Consider the following 25,545-nt stretch of genomic DNA (forward strand, 5'->3'; position numbering starts at 1 on the left):
GTATACATAGTGTGGGTCGGACCATCCGGGAGGACGATCCTGCGAAGGACGGCGGCACGCGCTACAGAATAAACCCGCGCGGGCCCGAAGTCAGCCGCGCCAATTTTGGTGCCGCGCGGCGCCGTCCTCAAAGCTTAGCGCATGCCGGGCAGCATGCCCTTCATGCCGCGCATCATCTTCTGCAGATTGCCGCCCTTGAGCTTTTTCATCATCGTGCGCATCTGGTCGTACTGGTTCAGCATGCGGTTCACTTCCTGCACCTGCACGCCCGCGCCGGCGGCGATGCGGCGCTTGCGGGTCGCCTTGATCAGCTCGGGCTTCGCGCGCTCGGCCGGCGTCATCGAATTGATGATGCCTTCCATGCGGCGCATCTGCTTTTCCGCCTGGCTCATGTCGGCGCCGGCCGCGGCCTGCTGGAACTGCGCGGGCAGCTTGTCCATCAGCGACGACAGGCCGCCCATCCCTTTCATTTGCGTGAGCTGCGCGCGGAAATCGTTGAGGTCGAAGTCGCCGCCTTTCTTGACCTTGTCGGCGAGCTTCTGCGCGGCCTGCACGTCGACGCCGCGCTGCGCTTCCTCGACCAGCGCGAGAATGTCGCCCATGCCGAGGATCCGGCTTGCCATCCGGTCCGGGTGGAACACTTCGAGGCCGTCGAGCTTTTCGGCGACGCCGACGAACTTGACCGGCTTGCCCGTCACGTGACGCACCGACAGCGCGGCACCGCCGCGCGAATCGCCGTCGAGCTTGGTCAGCACGACGCCGGTGAGCGGCAGCGCGTCGCTGAACGCCTTGGCGGTGTTGACCGCGTCCTGACCGAGCATCGCGTCGACCACGAACAGCGTTTCGGCGGGCTTCAGCTCGGCGTGCAGCGCGGCGATTTCCTGCATCATCGCTTCGTCGATACCGAGGCGGCCGGCGGTGTCGACGAGCAGCACGTCATGGTAATGACGCTTGGCCCAGTCGAGCGCGGCGCGCGCGATGTCGACCGGCTTCTGGTTCGGCTCCGACGGGAAGAAGTCCGCGCCGACCTGCTCGGTCACCGTTTTCAACTGCGCGATAGCGGCCGGGCGATAGACGTCGCACGACACCGTCAGCACTTTCTTCTTGTACTTCTCGCGCAGCAGTTTCGCGAGCTTGCCGACCGTGGTCGTTTTACCGGCGCCCTGCAGACCCGCCATCAGGATGATGGCCGGCGGCGTGACCGCGAGATTCAGTTCGGACGCCTTGCCTTCGTAATCGCCGCCGATCACCGCGGTCAGCTCGCGCTGCACCACGCCGACCAGCGCCTGCCCCGGCGACAGACTGCTGATCACTTCCTCGCCGAGCGCTTTCTCTTTGACCTTGGCGATGAACTCGCGCACGACGGGCAGCGCCACGTCGGCCTCGAGCAGGGCTAGACGCACCTCGCGCAGCATTTCCTGGGTGTTCGCCTCGGTAAGGCGGGCTTCGCCGCGCAGCGTCTTGACGACGCGCGCCATCCGTTGAGTCAGATTGTCGAGCATGGGGAGCGATGAAGGGTGGGGCCCGGGCGACGCGCGAAGCGCGAGACGTCGTGGAGCAGGGGCCTAGTGTAAACTTCGAACATGGATATTGTACTGTATGCCCTCACCGCGCTTCTCTACGGCGGCCTCGCCGTGGCCGGCTGGCGCTCGCACCGGTACGCGAGCGCGCGGCCGCTGCTCGAAAGCGTGCCGCCGCTGCCCGCTCACGCCGCGCCGGGCGCGTCGGTCGCCACCGGCATGAGCACGCAGGGGCGGGCGCTGCTGTTCATCGCGCTGCTCGCGCACGGCCTGCTGCTGCACACCACGATCTTCCCGCAGAACGCGATGGTGTTCGGCTTCGCGTTCGCACTGTCGGCGATGTTCTGGCTCGGCGCCGGCATCTACTGGATCGAGAGTTTCTTCTTCCCGCTCGACGGACTGCGCTTGCTGGTGCTGCCGCTCGCGTGCGTCGCGTCGCTTCTGCCGCTCGCGTTCGGCGGCGTGCGCGTGCTGCCGTACGCGGCCGCGCCGATGTTCAAGCTGCACTTCCTGATCGCCAACATCGCGTACGGTCTGTTCGCGATCGCCGCGCTGCACGCGGTGCTGATGCTGGCGGTCGAGCGCCGCTTGCATGCGATGCGCGGCGGTCTCGCGCAGCGCCACGCGGCTGCCGCCGGCAACGGCTGGTGGTCGAGCTGGCTCGATACGCTGCCGCCGCTCCTCACGCTCGAGAAACTGCTGTTCCGTCTGATCGGCGCCGGCTTCGTGCTGCTTACGCTGACGCTCGTGTCGGGCATTCTATTTAGCGAGCAGCTGATCGACCGCGCGCTGCGGCTCGATCATAAGACCGTGTTCGCGATTCTTTCCTGGCTGATGTTCGGCGCGCTGCTGACCGCGCGCAAGGTGTCCGGCTGGCGCGGCCGTGCGGCGTTGCGCTGGGTGCTGGCGTCGTTCGTCGCGCTGTTGCTCGCGTACGTCGGCAGCCGTTTTGTGTTCGAGGTGCTGTTGCACCGGCCTGTAGTGTGAGCGTGTCTTCATGCGACAAATCTTTCTGCTGATCCTGCTGTTCATCGTCGGTCAATGGCTCGTGAAGGCGCTGCGCCGTCACGACGCGCACAGCGCGCAACGCGGCGGCGCCCGCACCGCGGACGGTGCGGCGAACGGCGCCTCGGCGGGTGCCGCGAATGGCGCGGCCGGCGCCCGTGGCGCGGGCGCGCAAGCCCAGCCGCAACTGGCCGAGCCGATGATTCGCTGCGTCGAGTGCGGCGTGCATGCGCCGAAGAGCGACTCGGTGTCGGTGGCGGGGCAGGCGTTCTGCTGCGCCGCCCATGCGCAGCGCCACAGCGCGCGTCCGTCCGGCCGCGACGCGCGATGAGCGGCACTTACATCGTCGACGCCGACGGTTGGGTGCCCGCCGCCCGCAAGCTGGTCTCGCCGAACTTCGAAGCGCGCCCGCAAGGCGCGGTGCCGACCCTGATCGTGGTCCACAACATCAGCCTGCCGCCGAACCAGTTCGGCGGCAGCGCGATTGCCGAGCTGTTCCAGAACACGCTCGACTGCGACGCCCATCCGTACTACGACACGCATCTGCGCGGCGTGCGCGTATCCGCTCATTTCGTGATTCATCGCGATGGCGCGCTCGAGCAGTTCGTGTCGTGCAACGAGCGCGCGTGGCACGCGGGGCCGTCGAATTTTTTCGGCCGCGAGCGCTGCAATGATTTCTCGATCGGCATCGAGCTCGAAGGCAGTGACACGGTCCCATTCGAAGCCGCGCAATACCGCACGCTCGCCGCGCTGGTCGACGCGCTGAAGGCGCGCTATCCGATCGACGCGCTCGCCGGTCACTCCGACGTCGCGCCCGGCCGCAAGACCGATCCCGGTCCGCACTTCGAGTGGTCGCGACTGCAAAACGACACGTCGCTCGACGCTCGGTATTTCCCCTATCTCAAGTTTTCCGGAACGCGCTAGGCGCTTTGGCGTGTGCTCGCGAGACCCGCGGAAGAACGAGGCGCTGCCTCATTCTCCGGGGAGCCCGATCGCGTCGCGAGACGAAAAAGTCAATACATCCGGCGCAAATAAATCGGTTTGACCTGCCCCGAAGTTCCACTATACTTGGTGCCACAAAGCGGGGTGTGCACTATATCTTGTGTTGTTCTGTGCATAACCTTGTGAATAACCGAGTGTATAAGTATGCGGCGCCCCGCTCCTGGAGCATGGCGCCGCAAGCATTCCGGGCACCGAAAAAATTCCTGGGGCGCGGCCGGTAGGGGGATCTCCGGCCGCATCCAGAAGCATTCAGGAAAGGACCAGCCAGTGAGCGCGACCAACCCGATGAAGACCGACATCAAATCGAATCAGGCTTCCTCGCAGTCGTATCCCGCCAACCGGCGTAGCCGGCCTTTCCGCACCCTATCGCTCGCGCTCGCGGCGGCGCGGCGTTCGATTTAATCCGCGGCACTCGCCGCAATTTCCAAGACGAGGAGCTTTGCAAATGCAAACCACCGACAACGTGACGACCCGTTACGAAGGCTCACCGGCTGGCCAGGCCTTTGGCCAGGCACAAGGCGCACAAGCGCTCGCGCCGCAGGCGAACTTCGCCGACTACAAGGTGATCCGCCGCAACGGCAGCGTGGTGTCGTTCGAGCCGTCGAAAATCGCGATCGCCGTGACGAAGGCGTTCCTCGCCGTCAACGGCGGCCAAGGCGCGGCGTCGGCACGGGTGCGCGAACTGGTCGAGCAACTCACGCAGAACGTGGTGCGCGCGCTGGTGCGCAGCCGCCCGAACGGCGGCACGTTCCATATCGAAGACATCCAGGACCAGGTCGAACTCGCGCTGATGCGCGGCGGCGAACACAACGTCGCGCGGGCGTACGTGCTGTATCGCGAGAAGCGCAACCAGGCGCGCGCGCATGACGAGCAGGCTGAGCCCGCCGCCAGCACGCCGGGCCTGAACGTGACCGACAACGGCATCACCCGTCCGCTGGATCTGGCCGCGCTGCGCGGCATTATCGAGTCCGCCTGCGCGAACCTCGGCGACGCGGTGAGCGCCGAGCCGATCGTCGCGGAAACGGTGAAGAACCTGTACGACGGCGTGCCGATGAGCCAGGTCTACGACTCGGCGATTCTCGCGGCCCGCACGATGATCGAAAAAGACCCGGCGTATAGCCAGGTCACCGCGCGCATCCTGCTGCACACGATCCGCCGCGAAATCCTCGAAGAAGAAGTCACGCAAGCCGAAATGGCCACGCGCTACGCCGACTACTTCCCGCAGTTCATCAAGCGCGGCATCGGCGCGGGCCTGCTCGACGACAAGCTGGCGCAGTTCGACCTGAAGCGCCTCGGTAACGCGCTCGACGCCAACCGCGACCTGCAGTTCGGCTACCTCGGTCTGCAGACGCTGTACGACCGCTACTTCCTGCATCACGACGGCGTGCGGATCGAAATGCCGCAGGCATTCTTTATGCGTGTCGCGATGGGCCTGTCGCTGAACGAGATCGACCGCGAAGCGCGCGCGATCGAGTTCTACAACATCCTGTCGAGCTTCGACTTCATGTCGTCCACGCCGACGCTGTTCAACTCGGGCACGCATCGCTCGCAGCTGTCGTCGTGCTACCTGACCACGGTCGACGACGACCTCGACAGCATCTACGAAGCGCTGAAGGAAAACGCGCTGCTGTCGAAGTTCGCCGGCGGTCTCGGCAACGACTGGACGCGCGTGCGCGCGCTCGGCTCGCACATCAAGGGCACCAACGGCAAGTCGCAAGGCGTCGTGCCGTTCCTGAAGGTCGTCAACGACACGGCGGTCGCCGTGAACCAGGGCGGCAAGCGCAAGGGCGCGGTGTGCGCGTACCTGGAATCGTGGCACCTCGACATCGAGGAATTCCTCGAGCTGCGTAAGAACACCGGCGACGACCGCCGTCGTACGCACGACATGAACACCGCGAACTGGATTCCCGACCTGTTCATGAAGCGCGTGATGGAAGGCGGCGACTGGACGCTGTTCTCGCCGTCGACCTGCCCGGACCTGCACGACAAGTTCGGCGCCGAGTTCGAAGCGGCTTACACCGCCTACGAAGACAAGGTCGCGCGCGGCGAGATCAAGCTGTTCAAGAAGATTCCGGCGGCGCAGCTGTGGCGCAAGATGCTGGGCATGCTGTTCGAAACCGGCCATCCTTGGATCACCTTCAAGGATCCGTGCAATGTGCGCTCGCCGCAACAGCACGTCGGCGTGGTCCACTCGTCGAACCTGTGCACGGAAATCACGCTGAACACCAGCGACTCGGAAATCGCCGTCTGCAACCTCGGCTCGGTGAACCTCGTCGCGCACCTGAAGGAACAGGCCGACGGCACGCTCGCGCTCGACCACGACAAGCTCAAGCGCACGATCAGCGTCGCGATGCGCATGCTCGACAACGTGATCGACATCAACTACTACGCGGTCGCCAAGGCACGTAACTCGAACCTGAAGCACCGTCCGGTCGGCATGGGCATCATGGGCTTCCAGGACTGCCTGCACCTGCTGCGCACGCCGTACGCGTCGCCGGAAGCGGTCGAGTTCGCCGACCGTTCGATGGAAGCGGTCTGCTACTACGCGTACTACGCGTCGACCGAACTCGCCGAAGAGCGCGGCCGCTACTCGAGCTACCGCGGCTCGCTGTGGGATCGCGGCATCCTCCCGCAGGATTCGGTCAAGCTGCTGGCCGAAGCGCGCGGCGGCTACGTCGAAGTCGATTCGAGCGAATCGATGGACTGGACCTCGCTGCGCTCGCGCATCGCGACCTACGGGATGCGCAACTCGAACTGCGTGGCGATCGCGCCGACCGCGACGATCTCGAACATCATCGGCGTGTCGGCCTGTATCGAGCCGACCTTTCAGAACCTGTACGTGAAGTCGAACCTGTCGGGCGAATTCACGGTGGTCAACGACTACCTGGTGCGCGACCTGAAAGCACGCGGTCTGTGGGACGAAGTGATGGTCGCCGACCTGAAGTACTTCGACGGCACGCTGTCGCGCATCGACCGCATCCCGGCCGACCTGCGCGCGATCTACGCAACGGCGTTCGAAGTCGATCCGACGTGGCTCGTCGAGGCGGCCTCGCGTCGTCAGAAGTGGATCGACCAGGCGCAGTCGCTGAACATCTACATGGCCGGCGCGTCGGGCAAGAAGCTCGACGAGATCTACAAGCTCGCATGGCTGCGCGGTCTGAAGACCACCTACTATCTGCGCACGATGGCGGCGACGCACGTCGAGAAATCGACGGTCGCGCACGGCGCGCTGAACGCGGTGAGCTCGGGTCATGAAGGTTCGGGCGGCGCAGGCGGCGCGGCCGGCGGCTTCGGCGTGAGCGGCGGCGCGGGTAACGCGGCAGGCGGCTTCCAGGCAGCGGCTGCTGCAGCAGCGGGTGTGGCGGCTTCGGCAGCGGCAGTCGAAGCAACGCCCGAAGCGGAAGGTCCGGTTTGCATGATGCGTCCGGGCGATCCTGGCTTCGACGAGTGCGAGGCTTGCCAGTAAGCACGCGGCAAGCAGCGGGAGCGTTGCTTGCTAACTGCACGCGAGGTCGTAGGTGATGACCCGCATGCAGCGAGCGACGCTCGTCGCGAATCGCGCAGGTGCAGTACCGCGGTAGAGGTAGTTCGATGAACGGTGGGGCAGATTGAAGTCGCGCCGTTCATCGATGCAGCAAAGCAGTCTGCGAGTGGTAGTCAGTTGCGGCCCGCAACGCACGCGATGAAGCAGCAACAAGCGGTAGGAACAGGTAGCAACCGGTGGCAGCAAGCGGCTACGAAACAGCGGCCGCGACACAGCCGCCGCTAACCAAACGCAGCGCGCAGCAGTGCCTTCTGAGTCACTCGCCAGCGCGCCTGCAACACGGTCGACGCAGCACACCGGACACTCGCGATCGGGCGATGCGCCCAGCAGCGAGCCGGCAACGAATCGCAACGCAATGCGCAGCAACGCACTGCGCAACAAGATAGATAGAGCAACGAAACGTCACGACGAAACGTTGCTCTTCGAGTTCCCGAAGCAGCTCGTCAACACACGTTCAACACGCATCACTCGACGCATCGCACAGAGTCGGTTGAACAAAGTGTTGTATGAACGTAGCAACGCGAATCGAAAACAGGAATTTTCATCAGCGAACTCTTTTATCGCTCGTGAAAAGATGGTACAAACCGTTCTAAATTGATGGTGACATTTATGCTCAACTGGGATGACGAGATCACTGCCGTAACTCCCTCGAGCGCGACGCAACCGAACGTGTTGCGCAACGCTGCGGGATTGGCTGTGGGTTCGCAAATCGGAACGCGTTCCGCTCCTCATGCTCCCTCGGCTCAGGAAGTCTTCGCGAACGACATCGCTGTCGCTCCCGTCGCTCATGCAGCCACCCCGGTCGCCGGCGCCGCTGTTTCCGAAGCGCGCGTCAATGTCGCCGACAAACGCATCATCAACGGCCAGACCGACGTCAATCAGCTGGTGCCGTTCAAGTACAAGTGGGCGTGGGAAAAGTATCTGGCTGGTTGCGCCAACCACTGGATGCCGCAGGAAGTGAACATGTCGCGCGACATCGCCCTGTGGAAAGACCCGAACGGGCTGACCGAGGACGAGCGCCGCATCGTCAAGCGCAACCTGGGCTTCTTCGTGACGGCCGACTCGCTCGCCGCCAACAACATCGTGCTGGGCACCTACCGCCACATCACGGCGCCCGAATGCCGCCAGTTCCTGCTGCGCCAGGCGTTCGAAGAGGCGATTCACACGCACGCTTACCAGTACATCGTCGAGTCGCTCGGTCTCGACGAAGGCGAAATCTTCAACGCGTATCACGAAGTCCCGTCGATCCGCGCTAAAGACGAATTCCTGATTCCGTACATCCACGTGCTGACCGATCCGGCCTTCAAGACCGGCACGCTCGAAGCAGACCAGACGCTGCTGCGCTCGCTGATCGTGTTCGCCTGTGTGATGGAAGGGCTGTTCTTCTACGTCGGCTTTACGCAAATCCTGGCGCTCGGCCGTCAGAACAAGATGACCGGCGCGGCTGAGCAGTACCAGTACATCCTGCGTGACGAGTCGATGCACTGCAATTTCGGCATCGACCTGATCAACCAGATCAAGCTCGAAAACCCGCACCTTTGGACGGCTGAATTCCGCGCTGACATCCGCGCGATCTTCCAGCAGGCGGTTGAACTCGAATATCGCTACGCTGAAGATACGATGCCGCGCGGGGTGCTCGGCCTGAACGCGTCGATGTTCAAGAGCTATCTGCGCTTCATCTGCAACCGCCGTTGCCAGCAGATCGGTCTCGATCCGCTGTATCCGAACGAGGAAAACCCGTTCCCGTGGATGAGCGAGATGATCGATCTGAAGAAGGAACGCAATTTCTTCGAGACGCGAGTGATCGAATACCAGACTGGCGGTGCGCTCTCCTGGGAGTAAGCCGGGATTTCGCGACGCAGATGTATTCATTGATGGGGGTGCCGCCGGCCGAGGTCGCGGCAACCTGGATTAGGAGCAGAACGGCCTGATGCAAAGCGTGTCCGGTGCCTTGGCGGCCCACAAACATGACAGGCACTTTGCGGACCCTTCAGTGGGATGGGCAAACTTCCCCCCGGAAAAAGCCGCTGGCGTGAGCGCCGGCGGTTCGATCAAGCAATTGCCGGCGTCGCCCAGCGACGTCGACCAGATCTGGCGCGCGGTGCCTTGGGGCACGGCGCGCCTTACCGCATTCATTAGCGTAAGCGCGCGGCACCTGCGTACGCCGATGAATAGCCCGCTTCGTAGCGCGCGCCCTGAGAAGCGTCCGCGGGAAGCGGGTTTTGACGAAGGGTGTAGTTTGAACTGACCTCATCTGAAAACCTGAAGGAGAAAATGATGGCAACTGCAAAGAAGGCCGCGGCCAAGAAGCCCGCAGCGAAGAAGACCGCAGCCAAGAAGGCTGCTCCGGCGAAGAAAGCAGCACCGGCCAAGAAGGTCGCAGTGAAGAAGGTTGCAGCGAAGAAAGTCGCGGTGAAGAAGGTTGCCGCGAAGAAGGCTGCGCCGGCGAAGAAGGCTGCTGCAAAGAAAGTCGCGGCTAAGAAAGCGGCACCGGCCAAGAAGGTCGCTGCAAAGAAAGTCGCTGCCAAGAAAGTCGCGGTGAAGAAGGTCGCTGCGAAGAAGGCAGCACCGGCGAAGAAAGCCGCGGTGAAGAAGGTTGCTGCGAAGAAGGTCGCGGCGAAGAAGGCACCGGCAGCCAAGAAGGTTGCAGCGAAGAAGGCAGCGCCGGCCAAGAAGGCCGCTGCCAAGACCGCCGCCAAGAAGGCCGCGCCTGCGAAAAAGGCTGCAGCGAAGAAAGCTGCACCTGCCAAGAAGGCTGCCGCGAAGAAGGCCGCTGCACCTGCGAAGAAGGCTGCTCCCGCAAAGAAGGCTGTCGCCAAGAAGGCAGCACCTGCTCCCGCTGCGCCTGCTGTCACGAGCGCGGCACCGGCGGCGACGGTGAAGACCGCGCTGAACCCGGCAGCGGCATGGCCGTTCCCGACGGGCAGCCGTCCGTAAGCAGTAGTAGTCGCTCGGCACATCGAACGATGTGCCGGCTGACCGGGTCGTGCTGGCGCTTCAGCGAGCGCCGCCCGGTCGATGTCCCGTTACCGGCTTGCCGGTGGCGGGATTTTTTTTGCCCGCCGCGCGGGCGGCTGAACGACGCCCGGACGAAAAAACACGCATGGGCCCGTGAAGGCGCATGCGTGTGAGTTCGTCGTCGCGGCGCGTCAGCCAGAGCCGTACGCGGCCGCGCGAGAGAAGGGCAGGCCGGCGGCCGCTTAGTGGGTCACGCGGGTGACGCCGCCGCTCGAGAGCAGCCGCACGCGATCGCCGGCGCGGAAGATCTCGCCGGTGGAAGTTTGCGTGATCGCACGAATGTCGCCGTTGTCGAGCCGCACGGTGATCTCCAGGCCGTCGCGCATCGCGACGCTGTTCTCGACCGCGTTACCGGCCACCGCGCCACCGATGCCGCCGACGATTCCGGTAGCGACCGAGCCGCGTCCGCCGCCAAACGCACTGCCGGCGAGCGCGCCGAGCGCGGCGCCGCCCAGTGCGCCGACGCCGCTCGGCTGACCGTTGTTCGAGCTGATCCGCACCGCGCGCACGCTGTCGACCGTGCCGAAGCGAACCGTCTGTTCACGCTGCGCCTGCGACGCGGTAAACACGTCGGGAGAGCTGCTGTTGACCGCGCACCCCGACATGGCCAGCGAACCGGCGATCAAGGTGGCGACGACCAGGCGACTCGTTGTTCTCATTGCCAAACTCCCATAGCTCGCGATATCAGGGCAGGTCGTAGCCGAAGGCCTGCTTGAACCGCGCGTTGATTTCCGCCCGGGTGGGCGCGTAATTTTGCGGGCCCTGCTGTTCGATTTTCAATGCCCCCATCAGGCTGGCGAGACGGCCGGTGGTGGCCCAGCCGAGACCATTCTCGATACCGTACAGCAAGCCGCCGCGAAATGCATCGCCGCAGCCGGTGGGGTCGAGTACCTGGTTGGCCTTCACCGCCGGAATCTCTTCGATGCCGTCGGCGTGATGGATTCTTGCACCCTTTTCGCCGAGCGTGATGATCAGCGCGTCGACCTTGCCGGCGATCTCCTCGATCGACCAGCCGGTCTTGTTGCCCACGAGCGCGGCTTCGTAATCGTTGACCGCCACGTAAGTGGCAAGTTCAATCATGCGCCGCAGCGTGGCGCCGTCGAACAGCGGCAGCCCCTGACCCGGATCGAAGATGAACGGCACGCCTGCTGCCGCCAGCTGTTCGGAGTGCTGAACCATGCCGTCGTAGCCGTCCGGCGCGACGATGCCGAGCGTGAGCCCTTTCACTTCGTCGGCGCGGTTCAGATGCGATTGCATCATCGCGCCCGGATGGAACGCGGTGATCTGGTTGTTCTCGAGATCGGTGGTGATCATCGCCTGCGCCGAGTAAGTGTCGGGCACCACTAGCACGTTGTCCGCCGGCAGGCCGAGGCTCGCGAGACGATCCAGGTAGAGCTGCGCGTCGACCGCGCCGATCGCGCCCATGATGCGCGCGTCGCCGCCGAGCAGATGCAGCGCATACGCGATGTTGCCCGCGCAGCCGCCGAACTCGCGGCGCATGGTCGGCACGAGAAAGCTAACGTTCAGGATGTGGACCTGCTCCGGCAGGATGTGCTCCCGAAAGCGGCCTTCGAAGGTCATGATGTTGTCGTACGCGAGCGAACCGCAGATGAGCGTAGCCAAGGCGAGCGTTCCTGTTAAAAGCGTTGGAAAAAGCGGCGACGATGCGACAGCGCCGCGCCGAAGCCGAGCTTCGCGCGGCGCTGGGGTTCGTGCGCGGCGGGCTTACTTCAGTGCGGCGAGCGCGGCGTCGTAGTTCGGCTCGTTCTTGATTTCGCTGACCAGCTCGGCGTGCAGGACCTTGTCGTTTTCGTCGAGCACGACGACCGCGCGCGCGGTCAGCCCCGTCAGCGGGCCGCTCGTGACGTCGACGCCGTACGCTTGCGCGAATTCATGGCCGCGGAACGTCGAAGCGGTCACGACGTTCTCGATGCCTTCGGTCGTGCAGAAGCGCGATGCGGCGAACGGCAGGTCGCCCGACACGACGATCACCGCCGTGTTGTTCAGCTTCGCGGCCGCTTCGTTGAACTTGCGGGTCGAGGTTGCACAGGTCGGCGTGTCGAGGCTCGGCACGATGTTGAGCACTTTGCGCTTGCCGGCGAAGTCGGCGAGCGTCAGCGGCTTGAGGTCCTTGCCGACCAGCGAGAAAGCGGCGGCCTGCTGGCCCACCGACGGGAACGTGCCGCTAACTTCGATCGGGTTGCCACCCAGCGTGACTTGACTCATGTTTGTGCTCCGAAAGGGCGTCAGTAAATGACAATGAAGCGCCCGCTCGGGGCGGGCGCGTGGGCTGCGTTACGGATAGAAAATCTGTACGCGGAAATTGGAGGCGACCGCGTTGCCGGTATCGAGATGCACGATCATCGTCTGCGTGCTGTGCGCGGGCAGGCCGGCCGCGATCACGGTGCCGGGCGGCACGTAATCTTGCGGCCACAGCACGCGCCGCACTGCGACGTTGTTCTGATCGTCGAGCAGCGTGAGTTCGATAGCGGGGTACGCGAGCGCGAGATTGAGCCGGTTGCGCAGCGGCATTCTCAGTTCGAGCTTGTGCGGACCGTCGATCTGGCGCAGATCGGACGGCTCGACCAGCAGGCCGTCGATGTCGTGCGGCGGGCTTAACTGACAGCCCAGATGCGCGCACAGTTTCGCGTACACCGCCTGCGAGCCCGGAATCGCGACCTGCACGCTCTCGCGCTGCCACCACGCGAGCTGCGCGAGCAACGCGATCAGCAGCAGGACCGCGAGCACGATGCCGGTCGCTATCCAGCCGGTTCGTCCCGCCTCGGCGGGGCGGGTTTCGCGCGTGACCGGGAACGGCTCGCTGCCGTCGTTGACCGGGCGCACCGAGAACGGCTCGCCGCTCGACGGCGGAGGTACGGTGCCGCCACCGGGCGGGCGCGGACCGCGCGGTCCGCCGGCACCCGCGGCCGTGCTTGCGCGTGCTTGTGCGCCCGCACCTGCACCTACGCCTGCACCTGCGCCGCCCGATGCCGCGGCGCCGAAAGCCGCGCCGCCGGCCGCACCCGCGGCGGCGCGGAAGCTGCCCGGGCCGGCGCCGATCGAACCGAAGCGCGGCTCGTTATCGGGGATGCCGTGCAGGCTCGTCGGCTCGCGCAGCTCAGGCTCGTCGAATGCGGACGGCTCCTGGCGGCCGGCCCGGTGCCACACACGCGGAGTCTCTTCGGCGAATGGCGGCGGCGCTGCAGGCGCGGATGAAGAGGGCGGTGGTGGCGGCGTGACGGAGGGGCGAACCAGCGTGTCGGCGGCAGACGCGGCAGGCGGCACTGCTGGTGGCACTGCTGGTGGCACCAGCGGCGGCACGGCGAGCGTGTCGTCATCCGGCTCATCGGACGGATAGGCGAACGGTTCGAGCGGCGCGTCGGCGAGCGTCGGTTCCTGCTGATCGGCGGGTATCGTCGCGCTGAAGCCGCCGGCGGGCAAACTCGGTTCGCTCGGCTGTTGCGGTGGGGCTGGGTTAGCGGTGGGCGGCGAGTGGTAGTCGCTGCCGAGCGGCAGCGGCGTCAACTGCATGCTGTCGGCGTGATGGCGCAAACGGGTGTCGAGCGTGCTGGCGGAGCTGCCCACCGCACTACTCGTCGCACTGCTTGCCGCGTTGCCCGCCGCATTGCCCGCGGCTTCGCCGACGGGCGCACTGCCCGCGGCTGCGCCGGCGGGCGCGTTGCCCGCGGCCGGCGCCCACGGATCCACAGTCTGGTCGCCGAAATGCGCGCCCGGCTGCGGCGCGCCCGAGAGCGCTTCGACCGCCGAAGCGGCCACCGGTTTAGCAGTAGAGAAATCGCCGCCTTCGCTGACGTCGAACAGACTGCTCGACGCGTCGAAGACTTCCTGGCAGTGCCCGCAGCGCACGAGACCGCGGCGCTGCGCAAGGTGTGCCGGTTGCAGGCGGAAAACAGTTTCGCAGAAGGGACAACGCGTCGCCAGAAGCATATCGAGCCGTTGAGCCAGGGGCTGTTGGTTTGACAATACGCCTTATTCTAATGGCTTTCGCGACGCGTTCCGGCGAGGCACACCCAACCTTCGTGCTCGCGCCACACGCTGATGTCGATCCAGCGCGCGTACACCTGCGCGACTTCGTCGGCCTGGCGCGCGAGGATGCCCGACAGTGCGATCCGGCCGCCCGGCCTGACCTTCGACGCCAACATCGACGCCATCAGTTTCAGCGGGTTCGACAGGATGTTCGCGACCACCACGTCGAACTCGCCGGCCGGACATGCGTCGGGCAGCCCGTACGTGACTTCGGCGCGATTGCGTTCGCTATTGTGGCGCGCGGATTCGACCGCCTGCGGATCGATGTCGATGCCGAACACCGGATCGGCGCCGCACTTCTTCGCGAGAATCGCGAGAATGCCCGAGCCGCAGCCGTAGTCGAGCACCGACTGGCCGGCCTTGACCGATTGCTCGATCCATTCCATGCACAGACGGGTAGTGGGGTGGCTACCGGTGCCGAACGCGAGGCCCGGATCCAGTTCGAGTACGAGCGCGTCGGGGTCCGGCGCATCGTGCCACGACGGCACGACCCAGATCCGCTCGCCGATCTGGATCGGATCGAACTGCGACTGCGTGAGCCGCACCCAATCCTGCTCTTCGACTTCGCGCACGCTGAACGCGGGCGTGGCGTCGAGGCCGATCTCGTTGGCCGCGGCGGTCAGCAGCAGCGCCGGGTCGTGTTCCGGCGCGAGCAGCGCGATCACGCGCGAGCGCTGCCACGCGGTGCGATCCGGCGTCAGACCGGGCTCGCCGAATAGCGGCTGCTCGTCGGGCGTGTCGGCGTCCGCGTCTTCGACCGACACGGACAACGCACCCAGCTCGAGCAGCGCGTCGGAAAATTCCTCGGCGTGCTCGCGCGCCAGTTCGGCGACCAGTTCCCGATAGCTCATGACTTAGGCTTCTTCCGGCGCAACCTGCTGACGCGCGGCCAGCCGGTTTTCGAGGTAGTGAATGCTGGTGCCGCCTTCGACGAACTTCGCGTCGAGCATCAGCTCGCGATGCAGCGGGATGTTGGTCTGAATCCCTTCGACCACCATCTCCGACAGCGCGATGCGCATCCGCTTGATCGCCTGTTCGCGCGTCGCACCGTAAGCGATCAGCTTGCCGATCATCGAGTCGTAGTTAGGCGGCACGAAATAGCCGTTGTACGCGTGCGAATCGACGCGGATGCCGGGGCCGCCCGGCATGTGCCACGAGGTCAGGCGACCCGGCGACGGCGTGAACTTGAACGGATCTTCAGCGTTGATCCGGCATTCGATCGCATGGCCGCGGAACTGGATGTCGCGCTGACGGAACGCGAGTTTCTCGCCGGCCGCGATGCGGATCTGTTCCTGCACGATGTCGACGCCGGTGATCAGCTCGGTCACCGGGTGCTCGACCTGCACGCGCGTGTTCATCTCGATGAAGTAGAACTCGCCGTTTTCATACAGGAACTCGAAGGTGCCCGCGCCGAGATAACCCATCTTCTTGCACGCGTCCGCGCAGCGATCGCCGATCCGGTCGATCAGGCGGCGCGCGATACCCGGCGCCGGCGCTTCCTCGATCACCTTCTGGTGACGGCGCTGCATCGAGCAGTCGCGCTCGCCGAGCCACACCGCGTTGCGGAACGAATCCGACAGCACCTGGATTTCGATGTGACGCGGGTTCTCGAGGAATTTCTCCATGTAGACCTGCGGGTTGCCGAACGCACGGCCGGCTTCCTCGCGCGTCATGTTGACCGCGTTGACGAGCGCCGCTTCCGTGTGGACCACGCGCATGCCGCGACCGCCGCCGCCGCCGGCCGCCTTGATGATGACCGGATAGCCGATCTGGCGGGCGATCTTGACGATCTCTTTCGGATCGTCGGGCAGCGCGCCTTCAGAGCCCGGCACGCACGGCACGCCGGTCTTGATCATGGTCTGCTTCGCGGTGACCTTGTCGCCCATCATGCGGATCGTTTCCGGACGCGGGCCGATGAAGGTGAAGCCGGACTGCTCGACGCGCTCGGCGAAGTCGGCGTTCTCCGACAGGAAGCCGTAGCCGGGGTGGATCGCTTCGGCGTCGGTGACTTCGGCCGCGCTGATCAGCGCCGGCATATTCAGATAGCTGAGCGGCGACGGTGCCGGTCCGATACAGACCGCCTCGTCGGCGAGCTTCACGTACTTGGCTTCCTTGTCGGCTTCCGAATAGACGACGACCGTCTTGACGCCGAGTTCGCGGCACGCGCGCTGGATACGAAGCGCGATCTCGCCACGATTGGCAATGAGGATTTTTTCAAACATAGCGGGTTTTCGACTCATCAATGGGCGCCGGGTCGTGTACGACGCCGGCTGCCGCAGAGCATCGGTCGCGCGCCTCGGGAAGCGGCGCGCGGGCGGCAAATAGTGCGTGCCGCGTTAGCCGACCACGAACAGCGGTTGGCCGTACTCGACCGCCTGGCCGTTTTCGACGAGGATTTCCTTGACCACGCCGGACTTGTCCGACTCGATCTCGTTGAGCAGCTTCATCGCTTCGATGATGCAGATCGTCTGGCCTTCCTTGACCGTATCGCCGACCTGCACGAACGGATCGGCGCCCGGCGACGGCGCGCGGTAGAACGTGCCGACCATCGGCGAGGTCACCACGTGACCCTGCGGCGCGGCGGCGGCCGGCGCGGCCGGTGCGGCAGGCGCTTCGCCGGCGGCGGCCGGGGCCGCTTGCGGGAATTGCGGAGCGGCGTAGGTGGCGGACGGCTGCACGTAAACCGGCGGCGCATTCTTGACGATGCGGACCTTGCCTTCGCCCTCGGTCACTTCGAGTTCGGAAATACCGGACTCCGAGACGAGGTCGATCAGAGTTTTGAGTTTACGTAGATCCATCAGGGTGCCCCTTTCAATGCGTAGTGTGCCGGCGCGCGCACGTGTGCAGTAGCCGGCTCAAATTGGACGTGTTTGGATTCAGTCGCGCGACGAACCGGCCGCGAGCCGGTCGAGCGCGAATTCGAGCGCGTACAGATATCCCTTCCAGCCGAGGCCGCAAATCACGCCCTCTGCCTGGTCGGAGAAATACGAGTGATGCCTGAACGGTTCACGACGATGCACGTTCGACAGATGAATCTCGACGAACGGAATGCCCACCCCCGCCAGTGCGTCCCGGACCGCGACGCTGGTATGCGTGTACGCGGCGGGATTGATCAGTATGAAATCGGTCTTTTCAGTCCGGGCGGACTGAATGCGGTCGACCAGTGCGCCTTCGTGATTGCTCTGGAACGACGCCAGTTCGACGCCTGCGTCCGTGGCGCGGTCCGCCAGCGCCTGATCGATCTGCGGCAAGGTCACGCGACCGTAGACCTCAGGTTCCCGGGTGCCGAGAAGATTGAGGTTGGGTCCGTGCAGTACCAGCAGTCGCGTCATGGTCGCTTCTATTTCCGTGGAATTGGGCGCACTTTAGCGCTGATTAGAGAAACTTGTCTAGTTTCCCGTAAATAGACGCGACGCGCCGGCGCTCGCCGGGCGCCGGCCGCAAAGCCAACTTCACTCAAAGTCGGGAATTTTCCGTGTATTTTTACCCGTTCTGCACGGAATCGGACACCAAAAGAAACGGCGGGAGAAATCGCGGAAACTTACAGAGTGTCGAGCGTCTGGCGCAGCGACTTTGCGTCGATCTGGCCCAATTTTGTCGAGCGAATGTTGCCTTTTGCGTCGATCACGACGGTAAACGGTAGCCCGCCCGCGTTATTTCCGAACGCGCGCGCGAGATCGGCGCCGCCGAAACCGGTCACGTAGATCGGGTACGCGACCTTGACCTTCTGCAGGAACGTCTGGATGTTCTTTTCGGAGTCGACGCCGAGGCCGACGAACTGGATGCCCTTGCTCGCGTACTCGCGCTGGATTTGAGACAGCTCCGGCATTTCCTCGACGCACGGGCCGCACCAGGAGGCCCAGAAGTTGACGACGAGCGGATGGCCCTTCAGGTGATCGAGCGACTGCGGCTTGCCGTCGACGCCGGTCACCGGCGCGGTCCACAACTGTTGCACCGCGTCCTGATGGCTGTCGGGCTGCGCCGCCTGCGCGACCTCGGCGTCGCGAGTGAACCAGTGATTGGCCGCCACGCCGCCGCCCGCGGCGACGACCGCGACGAGCGCGCCCGCCAGAATCCGTCTCGTATTCATCGTGCCCTGTTCAGTCTGTTCAATTGATGAAGGAGGTGAGTTCGTCGCCGTCGAGCAGCGCCTGCACCGCCTGCAGATTGGCTCGCGCGGTGCGCCCGCGCGCGTCGGCGCGCACCGCGCCGCGCAGATCGTCGGTCTCGTACAGCGCGAGGTGGATGCCGACCGGGTCGGCCGCGCGCTCGCCGGGCGGACGCCACAGGAAGCTCAGCGTCTCCACGTAGCCGCGGCCCGCGAAGTGGCGCGTTTCCGACACGTCGTACTGGATGTTCGCATTCAGCAGATAAATTGCGACTTCCTTCGGGTTGTCGCAGAACACCTGCAGATGCACGTCCGAATGCTCGCCGGCCGTGCCGCCGAGCACCGCGCCGGTCAGATACGGATTGAACGGCGCGAGCCGCTCCATCCAGTCGACCGCGACGACGCGCAGCCGGCGCAGCAGCGCCGGCTGGCTGTCGCCCTGGAAGAGCGACTGATATTCACGGATTTCCTCTTCGATCTGGTCGTTATCGGGCAGCCATTCGCCGGCCACCCGGGTCTCGCCGACGACCTGCCGGGCCGCTTTGCGCTTCGCGGTGGCGTAGTCCAGACCGTCTTCGGCAATCAGGCGCGCAGCCGCGATGGCGATTTCCTCGCGCACGCGCTGCGGGTCGAAATGTGATTTGCGAGCCATCCGACAATGATACTAGATCGGTCCTGGCGACGCGGGCAGTGCACACCGGGCTCAAGCCTCGCCGGGCTCCGCCCCGGGCGGCGGCCCGCGCCGCGTCGGTTACAATAGGCGTCCTTTGCAGACGGCCGTTGCGGCCCTCCTGCGGCGCTCCCACCCCTCGCAAAAATTCGCCCGCGCGGCACGACAGGCTTATGCACATCCACATCCTCGGCATCTGCGGCACCTTCATGGGCGGCCTCGCGGTACTCGCGCGCGGCGCGGGCCACACGGTGACCGGCTGCGACGCCGGCGTCTATCCGCCGATGAGCACCCAGCTCGAGGCGCAAGGCATCGGACTGATCGAGGGTTACGACGCTGATCAACTGAACGGCCTGAACGCGGATCTGTTCGTGATCGGCAACGTGGTCACACGCGGCAACCCGCTGATGGAAGCGATTCTCGACCGCGGCCTGCCGTATGTGTCCGGTCCGCAATGGCTCGGCGAGCACGTGCTGAACGGCAAATGGGTGCTGGCGGTGGCCGGCACGCATGGCAAGACCACCACCAGCTCGATGCTGACCTGGCTGCTCGAAGACGCCGGCCTCAATCCCGGCTTCCTGATCGGCGGCGTGCCGTTGAATTTCGGCGTGTCCGCGCGCCTCACCGATTCGAGCTTCTTCGTGATCGAGGCCGACGAATACGACACCGCGTTCTTCGACAAGCGTTCCAAGTTCGTCCATTACCGCCCGAAAACCGCGGTGCTGAACAACCTCGAATTCGATCACGCCGACATCTTCCCCGATCTCGCCGCGATCGAAACGCAGTTCCATCACCTGATCCGGACCGTGCCGCGGCTCGGGCGCGTCGTTACCAACGGCCGCGAGGACGCGCTCGAGCGCGTGCTGACGCGCGGCTGTTGGAGCGAGGTCGAGCGCTTCGGCGTGCAGGGCGGCTGGGAGATGCAGCCGGCCGAGCCGGGCGTGCCGGTCGACGAACACTTCGCGGTTTATCACAACGGCGAGCGCGTCGGCGTGGTCGACTGGCAGGTGCAGGGCGAGCACAATCGGATGAACGCGCTGGCCGCGATCGCCGCCGCGCGCCACGTCGGCGTGCCGCCCGCGCAGGCCGCGAAGTCGCTGTCGAACTTCCGCAACGTGAAACGGCGGATGGAAGTGCGCGGCAGCGTCGACGGCGTCACTGTATACGACGACTTCGCGCATCATCCGACCGCGATCGAGACCACGGTGGCCGGGCTGCGCGCGCGGGTCGGTCGCGACAACACGCGGATTCTCGCGGTGCTCGAACCGCGCTCGAACACGATGAAGCTCGGCGTGATGAAGGCGCAACTGCCGGCGAGCCTGCAAGATGCCGATCTGGTGTTCGGCTACGGCGCGCCGAGCGGGCGCGACGCGCTCGGCTGGAATCTCGGCGACGCGCTCGCGCCGCTCGGCGACCGCGCGCAGGCGTTCGACAATCTCGACGCGCTGGTGAAGGCAGTGGTCCACGCGGCGCGCCCCGGCGACCAGGTTCTGGTGATGAGCAACGGCGGCTTCGGCGGCGTGCATCAGAAGCTGCTCGACGCGCTGTCCGCGCGAGGCGCGTCGTGATTCTTTATCTGCACGGTTTCCGCTCGTCGCCGAATTCGTTCAAGGCGCGCGTGCTGGCCGCGCATCTGGCCGAACTCGGCCGCGCGGACGAATGGTGCTGCCCGATGCTGCCGGTGTCGCCGTTCGAGACGGTCGCGCTCGCCGAGAGGCTGGTCGCCGAGGCCCGCGCCAAAGGCGGCGCAGAGCGCGTGACGGTGATCGGCAGCTCGCTGGGCGGCTACTTCGCCACGCATCTGGCCGAGAAGCACGGCTGGCCGGCCGTGTTGCTGAACCCGGCGGTCGTGCCGCAGCGCGACCTCAGCGCTTATCTGGGCGAGCAGCCGTTGTGGCACGGCGGCGGCAGCATCGTCGTCGAGCCGCATCATCTGGATGAATTGCGCGCGCTCGGCGTCGCGTCGGTCACGCGCCCCGAACGCTATTATCTGGTGGCCGCCACCGGCGACGAAGTGCTCGACTACCGCGAAATGCTCGCGCATTATCCGGGCGCGCGGACCACGCTGATCGAAGGCAGCGACCACGCGATCAGCGAGTTCGCGCAGTACCTCGATCAGGTCGTGGCGTTCTGCGACGCCGCACACGCGGTGCCGCCGGCACCGCAAGCGACAGCCTGAGCAGGCCGGCCGCCGGCGGCGGAACGCGCACCGGTCGCGCGCGACAAAAGCTTTATGTACCCGGGCGGCCGCGGCCTCATACGGACCCCAGTCGCCGGACACGAAATTCAACCCGCTGGCGTGCATGCTGCGCGCGGCGGCTTCATCATCACGAACAGGTTGCCGTGCCGCGCAAGCAGTGATCGATCGCTACATTCGATCGGGCGCGCCGGCAGATGCAAGTCAGAACGAGAGTATTGAGTGAACGTTTTCTTCGAGGAATCGGGCAGTTTCAAGGCCGGCAGCGTGCTGTCGCGCCAGGGCGACGCGTTTCAGGTCGAGTTGCCGGGCGGCCGGCGCGCGAAGGTGCGCGCGAAAGACGTGCTGATCGAATTCGAGAAGCCGACTGCCGCGGAATTGATGCAGCAGGCCGACGCGCTCGCGCAGGAGATCGATCTGGACTTCCTGTGGGAATGCGCGCCTGACGACGAATTCCCGTTCGCGACGCTCGGCGCCGAGTACTTCGGCGCGAGCTTCGGCGCGACCGAGCGCGCGGCGCTGGTGCTGCGCCTGCATGGCGCGCCGGTCTACTTCCGCCGCAAGGGCCGCGGCATGTACCAGCGCGCGCCGCAGGAGCAGCTGAAGATGGCGCTCGCGGGCCTCGAGCGCAAACGTCAGCAGGCGCTGGTGCAGGCGCAGTACGAGGAAGAGCTGAAGCAAGGCCGCCTGCCGGAAGCGTTCGTCGGCGCCAAGGCGCTCGCGCTGCTGACCAAACCGGACAAGAACACGATCGAATACAAGGCGCTTGAAAACGCCGCCGCCGCGCGCGGTATCTCGCAGGCGCGGCTGATGCTCGAATGCGGCGCGATCGCTTCGCCGCGCGCGCTGCACGAGGCGAAGTTCCTGGCGGAATTCTTCCCGCACGGTACCGGCTTTCCGCCGGTCGCTCCCGCGCTCGTGCCGGACGATCTGCCGCAAGCCAACGTCGAGGCGTTCTCGATCGACGACGTCACCACCACCGAAATCGACGACGCGTTCTCGGTCGAGCATCTGGCCGACGGCCGCGTGCGCATCGGCGTGCACATCGCCGCGCCGGCGCTCGGCATTCAGCGCGGCGACGAGGTCGACGCGATCGCGCGCGCTCGCCTGTCCACTGTTTACATGCCCGGCGACAAGATCACGATGCTGCCCGACAGCGTGGTCGAAACTTTCACGCTCGGCGAGGGCGACTATCGCCCGGCGCTGTCGCTGTATGTGATCGTCAATCGCGACACCCAGGAGATCGTCGCGAGCGAGACGCGCGCCGAGCGCGTGTTCGTGAAGAGCAACCTGCGTCACAACACGCTCGACGAAATCGTCACCGAAGAGGCGCTCGTCGCCGGCACCGGTGAATATGCGCACAAGGACGACATCGCGGTGCTGTGGCCGTTCGCGCAGGCGCTGTTCGAAAAGCGCCAGGCCGCGCGCGCCGGCTACGGCCTGCGCCGCGAAGTGCAGCGCAACAGCGACTTCAACTTCTACGTGGAAGGCGAGCACATCACGATCACGCCGCGCCGGCGCGGCTCGCCGCTCGACACGATCGTCGCCGAACTGGCGATTCTCGCGAACTCGTCGTGGGGCGCGTTCCTCCACGATCACGGCGTGCCGGGCATCTATCGCACGCAGCGCGCGTTCGGCGCGCCGAGCGGCCCGAAGCGCACCCGCATGCAGACCAACGCGGCGCCGCACGAAGGCCTGGGTGTCACCCAGTACGCGTGGAGCACCTCGCCGCTGCGCCGCTACGTCGACCTCGTGAACCAGTGGCAGCTGATCGCGTGCGTGCAGCACGGCGTGACCGCCAAGCTCGCCGCGCCGTTCAAGCCGAAGGACGCCGACCTGTTCGCGGTCGTGCAGGGCTTCGACGACACCTACACCGCGTACGCCGACTATCAGCGCCGGATGGAGTACTTCTGGTGTCTGCGCTGGCTCAAGCAGGAAGATCGCAAGCAGGTGGTGGCGTCGGTCGTGAAGGGCGATCTGGTTCGCCTCGAAGAGATTCCGCTGCTGTTGCACGTGCCGGGGCTCGGCGTGCATGCGCGCGGCACGCGTCTGTTGATGGAAGTGATGTCGCTCGATGAGCTGACGATCGAAGCGTCGGTGCGCCTGTTGCACGTGCTCGACGCGCCGGCGGTCACGAGCGGTGCGGAAGCCGGGGAAGCGGAAGACGGCGACGAAGAAGAACTGCTCGACAGCGCCGACGACAGCGCCGAGAGCGAGGCGGAGGCCGAAGCCGAAGCGGACGGCGACGCGGACGGTGCGTCAGACGGCGCGTCAGACGGCGCGACCGACGGCGGCAACAGCGGCGACACCAACGATACCGACCAGCACATCACGGAGCCGGGACGATGAGCAGCAACGCAGCGCGCGACCGCTACGCGGTCATCGGCAATCCGGTCGGCCATAGCAAGTCGCCGTTCATCCACGGTCGCTTCGCCGCGCAAACCGGCGAGCCGATCGACTACGGTCATCTGCTCGCGCCGGTCGATGCGTTCGTGCCGCACGTGCGCGCGTTCATCGACGCGGGCGGCCGCGGCCTGAACGTGACCGTGCCGTTCAAGCTCGACGCGCACGCGTTCGCGACCACGCTGTCGCCGCGCGCGGCGGCGGCCGGCGCGGTCAATACGCTGCGGTTCGACACCGACGGCATCTATGGCGACAACACCGACGGCTTCGGCCTCGTGCGCGACATCGAAGTGAATCTGGGCGTGCCGCTGAAAGGCGCGCGCATCCTGCTGCTGGGTGCGGGCGGCGCCGCGCGCGGCGTGGTGCTGCCGATGCTGGACCGCGCGCCGCACACGCTGACCATCGTCAACCGCACCGCGGAGAAAGCCGAAGCGCTGGTCGCGCAATTCGCGCAGGCGGCGAGCGACGCGCACTGCCGGCTGAGCGGCGGCAGCGCGCAGGCGATCGAAGCGGGTCAATACGACGTGATCGTCAACGCGACCGCCGGCAGCCTCGACGCATCGCTGCCCGAGTGCGACGACCGCGCGTTCGGCAACGGCACGCTCGCGTACGACATGATGTACGGCGCGCACCCGACGGTGTTCATGGCGCATGCGGCCGGCCTCGGCGCGCGTGGCGCCGACGGTCTGGGCATGCTGGTCGAGCAGGCCGCCGAATCGTTTTACGTGTGGCGCGGCGTGCGCCCGGACGGCGCGCCGGTGCTCGCCGAGCTGCGCGCGCTGCTGAGCACGCCGTCGCCCGCCTGAGCGCGCGATGACAGCCATGCGGCGCGCCGAACACGCACGCTCTCAGGTCGGCCAGGGCGGCCAGGGCGGCCACGGCAGGCGGCCCGGTCCGCTGCGCTGGCTCGGGTACCTGATCGCGGTGCTGGCGTTCGCATGGCTCGCCACCCAGGCGTACTACTTCGCGCAGATCGCGCTGTGGAACGTCGTCGATCCGCGCTCGAGCGCGTTCATGCGCTCGGACGCGTGGCGTCTGTCGCAGGACCGCCCGGACCTCGCGGTGCAGCGCACCTGGGTGCCGTACGAGCAGATTTCGCGCAACCTGAAGCGCGCGATCATCGCGTCCGAGGACGCCAACTTCGTCAATAACAGCGGCTACGAAACCGATGCGATCCTGCAGGCGTGGGAGCGCAACAAGTCGAAAGGCCGGATCGTGCGCGGCGGCTCGACGATCTCGCAGCAGCTCGCGCGCAATCTGTTTCTGTCGCGCGAGAAGAGCTATATCCGCAAAGGGCAGGAGCTGATCATCACGTGGATGCTCGAAACGCTGATGGACAAGCAGCGCATCTTCGAGATCTATCTGAATTCGGTCGAGTGGGGCAACGGCGTGTACGGTGCCGAGGCGGCCGCGCAGTACTACTTCAAAACCTCGGCGAGCAAGCTGTCGGCCGCGCAGGCCGCGCGCCTCGCGGTGATGCTGCCGCGGCCGAAATACTTCGATGAACACAGGAATTCGGCGTATCTCGCGCAGCGCTCCAAAGTGATTGCGCGGCGCATGGGCGCGGCCGAATTGCCGGACTAAAGCCGCCGCATCGCGGCGCGCGCAATGAGCCGCGGCGCTAGCGCGGCTAGTGCCGCTAGCGCAACCAGCCCTTGCGCGACCCGCGCCCGGCAGCCGAAAGCCTCGCCATCTGCGCAGTTCTCCTCAGCATCGAGCCCGCCGCGCGCGGGCTTTTTTGCGCTCGCGCACCGCCGCTAAGCCCCTGATAGACAACTAAAATCTCACTATATGGACTGAACATTCACATATTGGTGATTGGCAAAAGTCGCCCTACAATCCAGCCAACACGCACCGCGAGTCACGCGCTGTCAGCGCGCCGAGCACGCGATTAGCGACACAAAAAACCGGAGACGAGGCCCACCATGACTGGCAGCCATAGCCAGCCGCGCGAGCGCGGCATCGCAAGTATTGCCGCCGCCCGCCGCTTCGAGCAGTTCTCCGGCCCCGCGCGCTGAGCGCAAAAAAACC

Annotated in this window: 24 protein-coding genes; 13 read left to right on the top strand and 11 right to left on the bottom strand. The window is 65.7% G+C overall.

Annotated elements, in window-relative coordinates; all coding sequences use genetic code 11:
* Positions 1-134 precede the first annotated feature (134 nt).
* Positions 135-1,502, bottom strand: coding sequence for a signal recognition particle protein (ffh, locus tag LJ656_RS15150; protein WP_230510227.1), 1,368 nt, complete (start codon positions 1,500-1,502; stop codon positions 135-137).
* An 81-nt stretch (positions 1,503-1,583) separates the two neighbouring features.
* Between ffh and LJ656_RS15155 the strand changes: the two genes are divergently transcribed.
* The 8 genes from LJ656_RS15155 (at position 1,584) to LJ656_RS15190 (ending at position 10,008) form a co-directional block, all read left to right on the top strand.
* A complete protein-coding gene (locus LJ656_RS15155; RefSeq protein WP_230510228.1) occupies positions 1,584-2,507 on the top strand; it encodes a cytochrome C assembly family protein in 924 nt (307 codons plus the stop codon).
* 10 nt (positions 2,508-2,517) lie between these two features.
* Positions 2,518-2,856, top strand: a complete 339-nt coding sequence (locus LJ656_RS15160; protein ID WP_230510229.1) for a PP0621 family protein — start codon at positions 2,518-2,520, stop codon at positions 2,854-2,856.
* Entirely contained in the window at positions 2,853-3,449 is a 597-nt protein-coding gene (ampD, locus tag LJ656_RS15165) for a 1,6-anhydro-N-acetylmuramyl-L-alanine amidase AmpD (protein ID WP_230510230.1), read from the top strand. Before LJ656_RS15160 ends, ampD begins: the two co-directional genes overlap by 4 nt.
* Before the next feature lie 523 nt (positions 3,450-3,972).
* Positions 3,973-6,993 carry a ribonucleoside-diphosphate reductase subunit alpha gene (locus LJ656_RS15170; protein ID WP_230510231.1) on the top strand — a complete coding sequence of 1,007 codons (3,021 nt, stop codon included), beginning with the start codon at positions 3,973-3,975 and terminating at the stop codon, positions 6,991-6,993.
* 433 nt (positions 6,994-7,426) lie between these two features.
* Complete coding sequence (locus tag LJ656_RS15175) at positions 7,427-7,669, top strand: hypothetical protein (RefSeq protein ID WP_230510232.1); 243 nt, start codon at positions 7,427-7,429, stop codon at positions 7,667-7,669.
* Positions 7,670-7,680: 11 nt separating this feature from the next.
* On the top strand, positions 7,681-8,913 hold the full coding sequence (locus LJ656_RS15180; protein ID WP_230510233.1) for a ribonucleotide-diphosphate reductase subunit beta: 1,233 nt from the start codon (positions 7,681-7,683) through the stop codon (positions 8,911-8,913).
* Positions 8,914-9,001: 88 nt separating this feature from the next.
* The gene (locus LJ656_RS15185) at positions 9,002-9,319 is read left to right on the top strand and encodes a hypothetical protein (RefSeq protein WP_230510234.1); all 318 of its coding nucleotides are present in this window, start codon (positions 9,002-9,004) and stop codon (positions 9,317-9,319) included.
* Between the two features lie 29 nt (positions 9,320-9,348).
* Entirely contained in the window at positions 9,349-10,008 is a 660-nt protein-coding gene (locus tag LJ656_RS15190; RefSeq protein WP_230510235.1) for a histone H1-like DNA-binding protein, read from the top strand.
* A 263-nt stretch (positions 10,009-10,271) separates the two neighbouring features.
* Here the strand turns inward: LJ656_RS15190 and LJ656_RS15195 are convergent, their stop codons facing one another.
* The 10 genes from LJ656_RS15195 to LJ656_RS15240 all read right to left on the bottom strand — a co-directional run bounded on the left by LJ656_RS15195 (position 10,272) and on the right by LJ656_RS15240 (position 18,896).
* Positions 10,272-10,748, bottom strand: a complete 477-nt coding sequence (locus tag LJ656_RS15195; RefSeq protein WP_230510236.1) for an outer membrane lipoprotein — start codon at positions 10,746-10,748, stop codon at positions 10,272-10,274.
* A 25-nt stretch (positions 10,749-10,773) separates the two neighbouring features.
* Complete coding sequence (locus LJ656_RS15200; RefSeq protein WP_230510237.1) at positions 10,774-11,712, bottom strand: carbohydrate kinase family protein; 939 nt, start codon at positions 11,710-11,712, stop codon at positions 10,774-10,776.
* Positions 11,713-11,814: 102 nt separating this feature from the next.
* On the bottom strand, positions 11,815-12,315 hold the full coding sequence (tpx, locus tag LJ656_RS15205) for a thiol peroxidase (protein WP_230510238.1): 501 nt from the start codon (positions 12,313-12,315) through the stop codon (positions 11,815-11,817).
* Positions 12,316-12,384: 69 nt separating this feature from the next.
* Positions 12,385-14,037, bottom strand: coding sequence for a zinc-ribbon and DUF3426 domain-containing protein (locus LJ656_RS15210; RefSeq protein WP_230510239.1), 1,653 nt, complete (start codon positions 14,035-14,037; stop codon positions 12,385-12,387).
* A gap of 47 nt (positions 14,038-14,084) precedes the next feature.
* Positions 14,085-14,987 carry a 50S ribosomal protein L11 methyltransferase gene (gene prmA, locus LJ656_RS15215; RefSeq protein WP_230510240.1) on the bottom strand — a complete coding sequence of 301 codons (903 nt, stop codon included), beginning with the start codon at positions 14,985-14,987 and terminating at the stop codon, positions 14,085-14,087.
* Positions 14,988-14,990: 3 nt separating this feature from the next.
* Positions 14,991-16,358, bottom strand: coding sequence for an acetyl-CoA carboxylase biotin carboxylase subunit (gene accC, locus LJ656_RS15220; protein ID WP_230510241.1), 1,368 nt, complete (start codon positions 16,356-16,358; stop codon positions 14,991-14,993).
* A gap of 114 nt (positions 16,359-16,472) precedes the next feature.
* Entirely contained in the window at positions 16,473-16,934 is a 462-nt protein-coding gene (accB, locus tag LJ656_RS15225) for an acetyl-CoA carboxylase biotin carboxyl carrier protein (protein WP_230510242.1), read from the bottom strand.
* A gap of 78 nt (positions 16,935-17,012) precedes the next feature.
* Positions 17,013-17,468 (bottom strand): type II 3-dehydroquinate dehydratase, encoded by a 456-nt coding sequence (gene aroQ, locus LJ656_RS15230; RefSeq protein WP_230510243.1) that lies wholly within the window; start codon positions 17,466-17,468, stop codon positions 17,013-17,015.
* 209 nt (positions 17,469-17,677) lie between these two features.
* Positions 17,678-18,226: a TlpA family protein disulfide reductase gene (locus LJ656_RS15235; RefSeq protein WP_230510244.1), complete on the bottom strand. Its 549-nt coding sequence runs from the start codon at positions 18,224-18,226 to the stop codon at positions 17,678-17,680.
* A gap of 19 nt (positions 18,227-18,245) precedes the next feature.
* The gene (locus LJ656_RS15240) at positions 18,246-18,896 is read right to left on the bottom strand and encodes a UDP-N-acetylmuramate--alanine ligase (protein WP_230510245.1); all 651 of its coding nucleotides are present in this window, start codon (positions 18,894-18,896) and stop codon (positions 18,246-18,248) included.
* A 191-nt stretch (positions 18,897-19,087) separates the two neighbouring features.
* Between LJ656_RS15240 and mpl the strand changes: the two genes are divergently transcribed.
* From mpl to mtgA, 5 genes are all read left to right on the top strand, one after another.
* Positions 19,088-20,482: a UDP-N-acetylmuramate:L-alanyl-gamma-D-glutamyl-meso-diaminopimelate ligase gene (gene mpl, locus LJ656_RS15245; protein WP_230510246.1), complete on the top strand. Its 1,395-nt coding sequence runs from the start codon at positions 19,088-19,090 to the stop codon at positions 20,480-20,482.
* Positions 20,479-21,093, top strand: coding sequence for a YqiA/YcfP family alpha/beta fold hydrolase (locus LJ656_RS15250; protein ID WP_230510247.1), 615 nt, complete (start codon positions 20,479-20,481; stop codon positions 21,091-21,093). Before mpl ends, LJ656_RS15250 begins: the two co-directional genes overlap by 4 nt.
* A gap of 240 nt (positions 21,094-21,333) precedes the next feature.
* The gene (locus LJ656_RS15255) at positions 21,334-23,460 is read left to right on the top strand and encodes a ribonuclease catalytic domain-containing protein (RefSeq protein ID WP_230510248.1); all 2,127 of its coding nucleotides are present in this window, start codon (positions 21,334-21,336) and stop codon (positions 23,458-23,460) included.
* The gene (aroE, locus tag LJ656_RS15260) at positions 23,457-24,320 is read left to right on the top strand and encodes a shikimate dehydrogenase (RefSeq protein WP_230510249.1); all 864 of its coding nucleotides are present in this window, start codon (positions 23,457-23,459) and stop codon (positions 24,318-24,320) included. The genes LJ656_RS15255 and aroE overlap by 4 nt, the downstream gene beginning before the upstream one ends.
* Positions 24,321-24,327: 7 nt before the next feature.
* Positions 24,328-25,098 carry a monofunctional biosynthetic peptidoglycan transglycosylase gene (gene mtgA / locus LJ656_RS15265; protein ID WP_230510250.1) on the top strand — a complete coding sequence of 257 codons (771 nt, stop codon included), beginning with the start codon at positions 24,328-24,330 and terminating at the stop codon, positions 25,096-25,098.
* Positions 25,099-25,545 lie beyond the last annotated feature (447 nt).

Origin of the sequence: Paraburkholderia sejongensis (assembly GCF_020880815.1) — a bacterium.
Taxonomy (GTDB): Bacteria; Pseudomonadota; Gammaproteobacteria; order Burkholderiales; family Burkholderiaceae; genus Paraburkholderia; species Paraburkholderia sejongensis.

Coding starts and splice junctions, on each gene's coding strand:
- tpx (WP_230510238.1), bottom strand. CDS start 12,315: ATGAGTCAAGTCACGCTGGGTGGCAACCCGATCGAAGTTAGCGGCACG.
- aroE (WP_230510249.1), top strand. CDS start 23,457: ATGAGCAGCAACGCAGCGCGCGACCGCTACGCGGTCATCGGCAATCCG.
- LJ656_RS15170 (WP_230510231.1), top strand. CDS start 3,973: ATGCAAACCACCGACAACGTGACGACCCGTTACGAAGGCTCACCGGCT.
- LJ656_RS15155 (WP_230510228.1), top strand. CDS start 1,584: ATGGATATTGTACTGTATGCCCTCACCGCGCTTCTCTACGGCGGCCTC.
- mtgA (WP_230510250.1), top strand. CDS start 24,328: ATGACAGCCATGCGGCGCGCCGAACACGCACGCTCTCAGGTCGGCCAG.
- accC (WP_230510241.1), bottom strand. CDS start 16,358: ATGTTTGAAAAAATCCTCATTGCCAATCGTGGCGAGATCGCGCTTCGT.
- LJ656_RS15180 (WP_230510233.1), top strand. CDS start 7,681: ATGCTCAACTGGGATGACGAGATCACTGCCGTAACTCCCTCGAGCGCG.
- LJ656_RS15240 (WP_230510245.1), bottom strand. CDS start 18,896: ATGGCTCGCAAATCACATTTCGACCCGCAGCGCGTGCGCGAGGAAATC.
- prmA (WP_230510240.1), bottom strand. CDS start 14,987: ATGAGCTATCGGGAACTGGTCGCCGAACTGGCGCGCGAGCACGCCGAG.
- LJ656_RS15175 (WP_230510232.1), top strand. CDS start 7,427: ATGCGCAGCAACGCACTGCGCAACAAGATAGATAGAGCAACGAAACGT.
- mpl (WP_230510246.1), top strand. CDS start 19,088: ATGCACATCCACATCCTCGGCATCTGCGGCACCTTCATGGGCGGCCTC.
- LJ656_RS15210 (WP_230510239.1), bottom strand. CDS start 14,037: ATGCTTCTGGCGACGCGTTGTCCCTTCTGCGAAACTGTTTTCCGCCTG.
- accB (WP_230510242.1), bottom strand. CDS start 16,934: ATGGATCTACGTAAACTCAAAACTCTGATCGACCTCGTCTCGGAGTCC.
- LJ656_RS15235 (WP_230510244.1), bottom strand. CDS start 18,226: ATGAATACGAGACGGATTCTGGCGGGCGCGCTCGTCGCGGTCGTCGCC.
- aroQ (WP_230510243.1), bottom strand. CDS start 17,468: ATGACGCGACTGCTGGTACTGCACGGACCCAACCTCAATCTTCTCGGC.
- LJ656_RS15185 (WP_230510234.1), top strand. CDS start 9,002: ATGCAAAGCGTGTCCGGTGCCTTGGCGGCCCACAAACATGACAGGCAC.
- LJ656_RS15190 (WP_230510235.1), top strand. CDS start 9,349: ATGGCAACTGCAAAGAAGGCCGCGGCCAAGAAGCCCGCAGCGAAGAAG.
- ampD (WP_230510230.1), top strand. CDS start 2,853: ATGAGCGGCACTTACATCGTCGACGCCGACGGTTGGGTGCCCGCCGCC.
- LJ656_RS15160 (WP_230510229.1), top strand. CDS start 2,518: ATGCGACAAATCTTTCTGCTGATCCTGCTGTTCATCGTCGGTCAATGG.
- LJ656_RS15195 (WP_230510236.1), bottom strand. CDS start 10,748: ATGAGAACAACGAGTCGCCTGGTCGTCGCCACCTTGATCGCCGGTTCG.
- ffh (WP_230510227.1), bottom strand. CDS start 1,502: ATGCTCGACAATCTGACTCAACGGATGGCGCGCGTCGTCAAGACGCTG.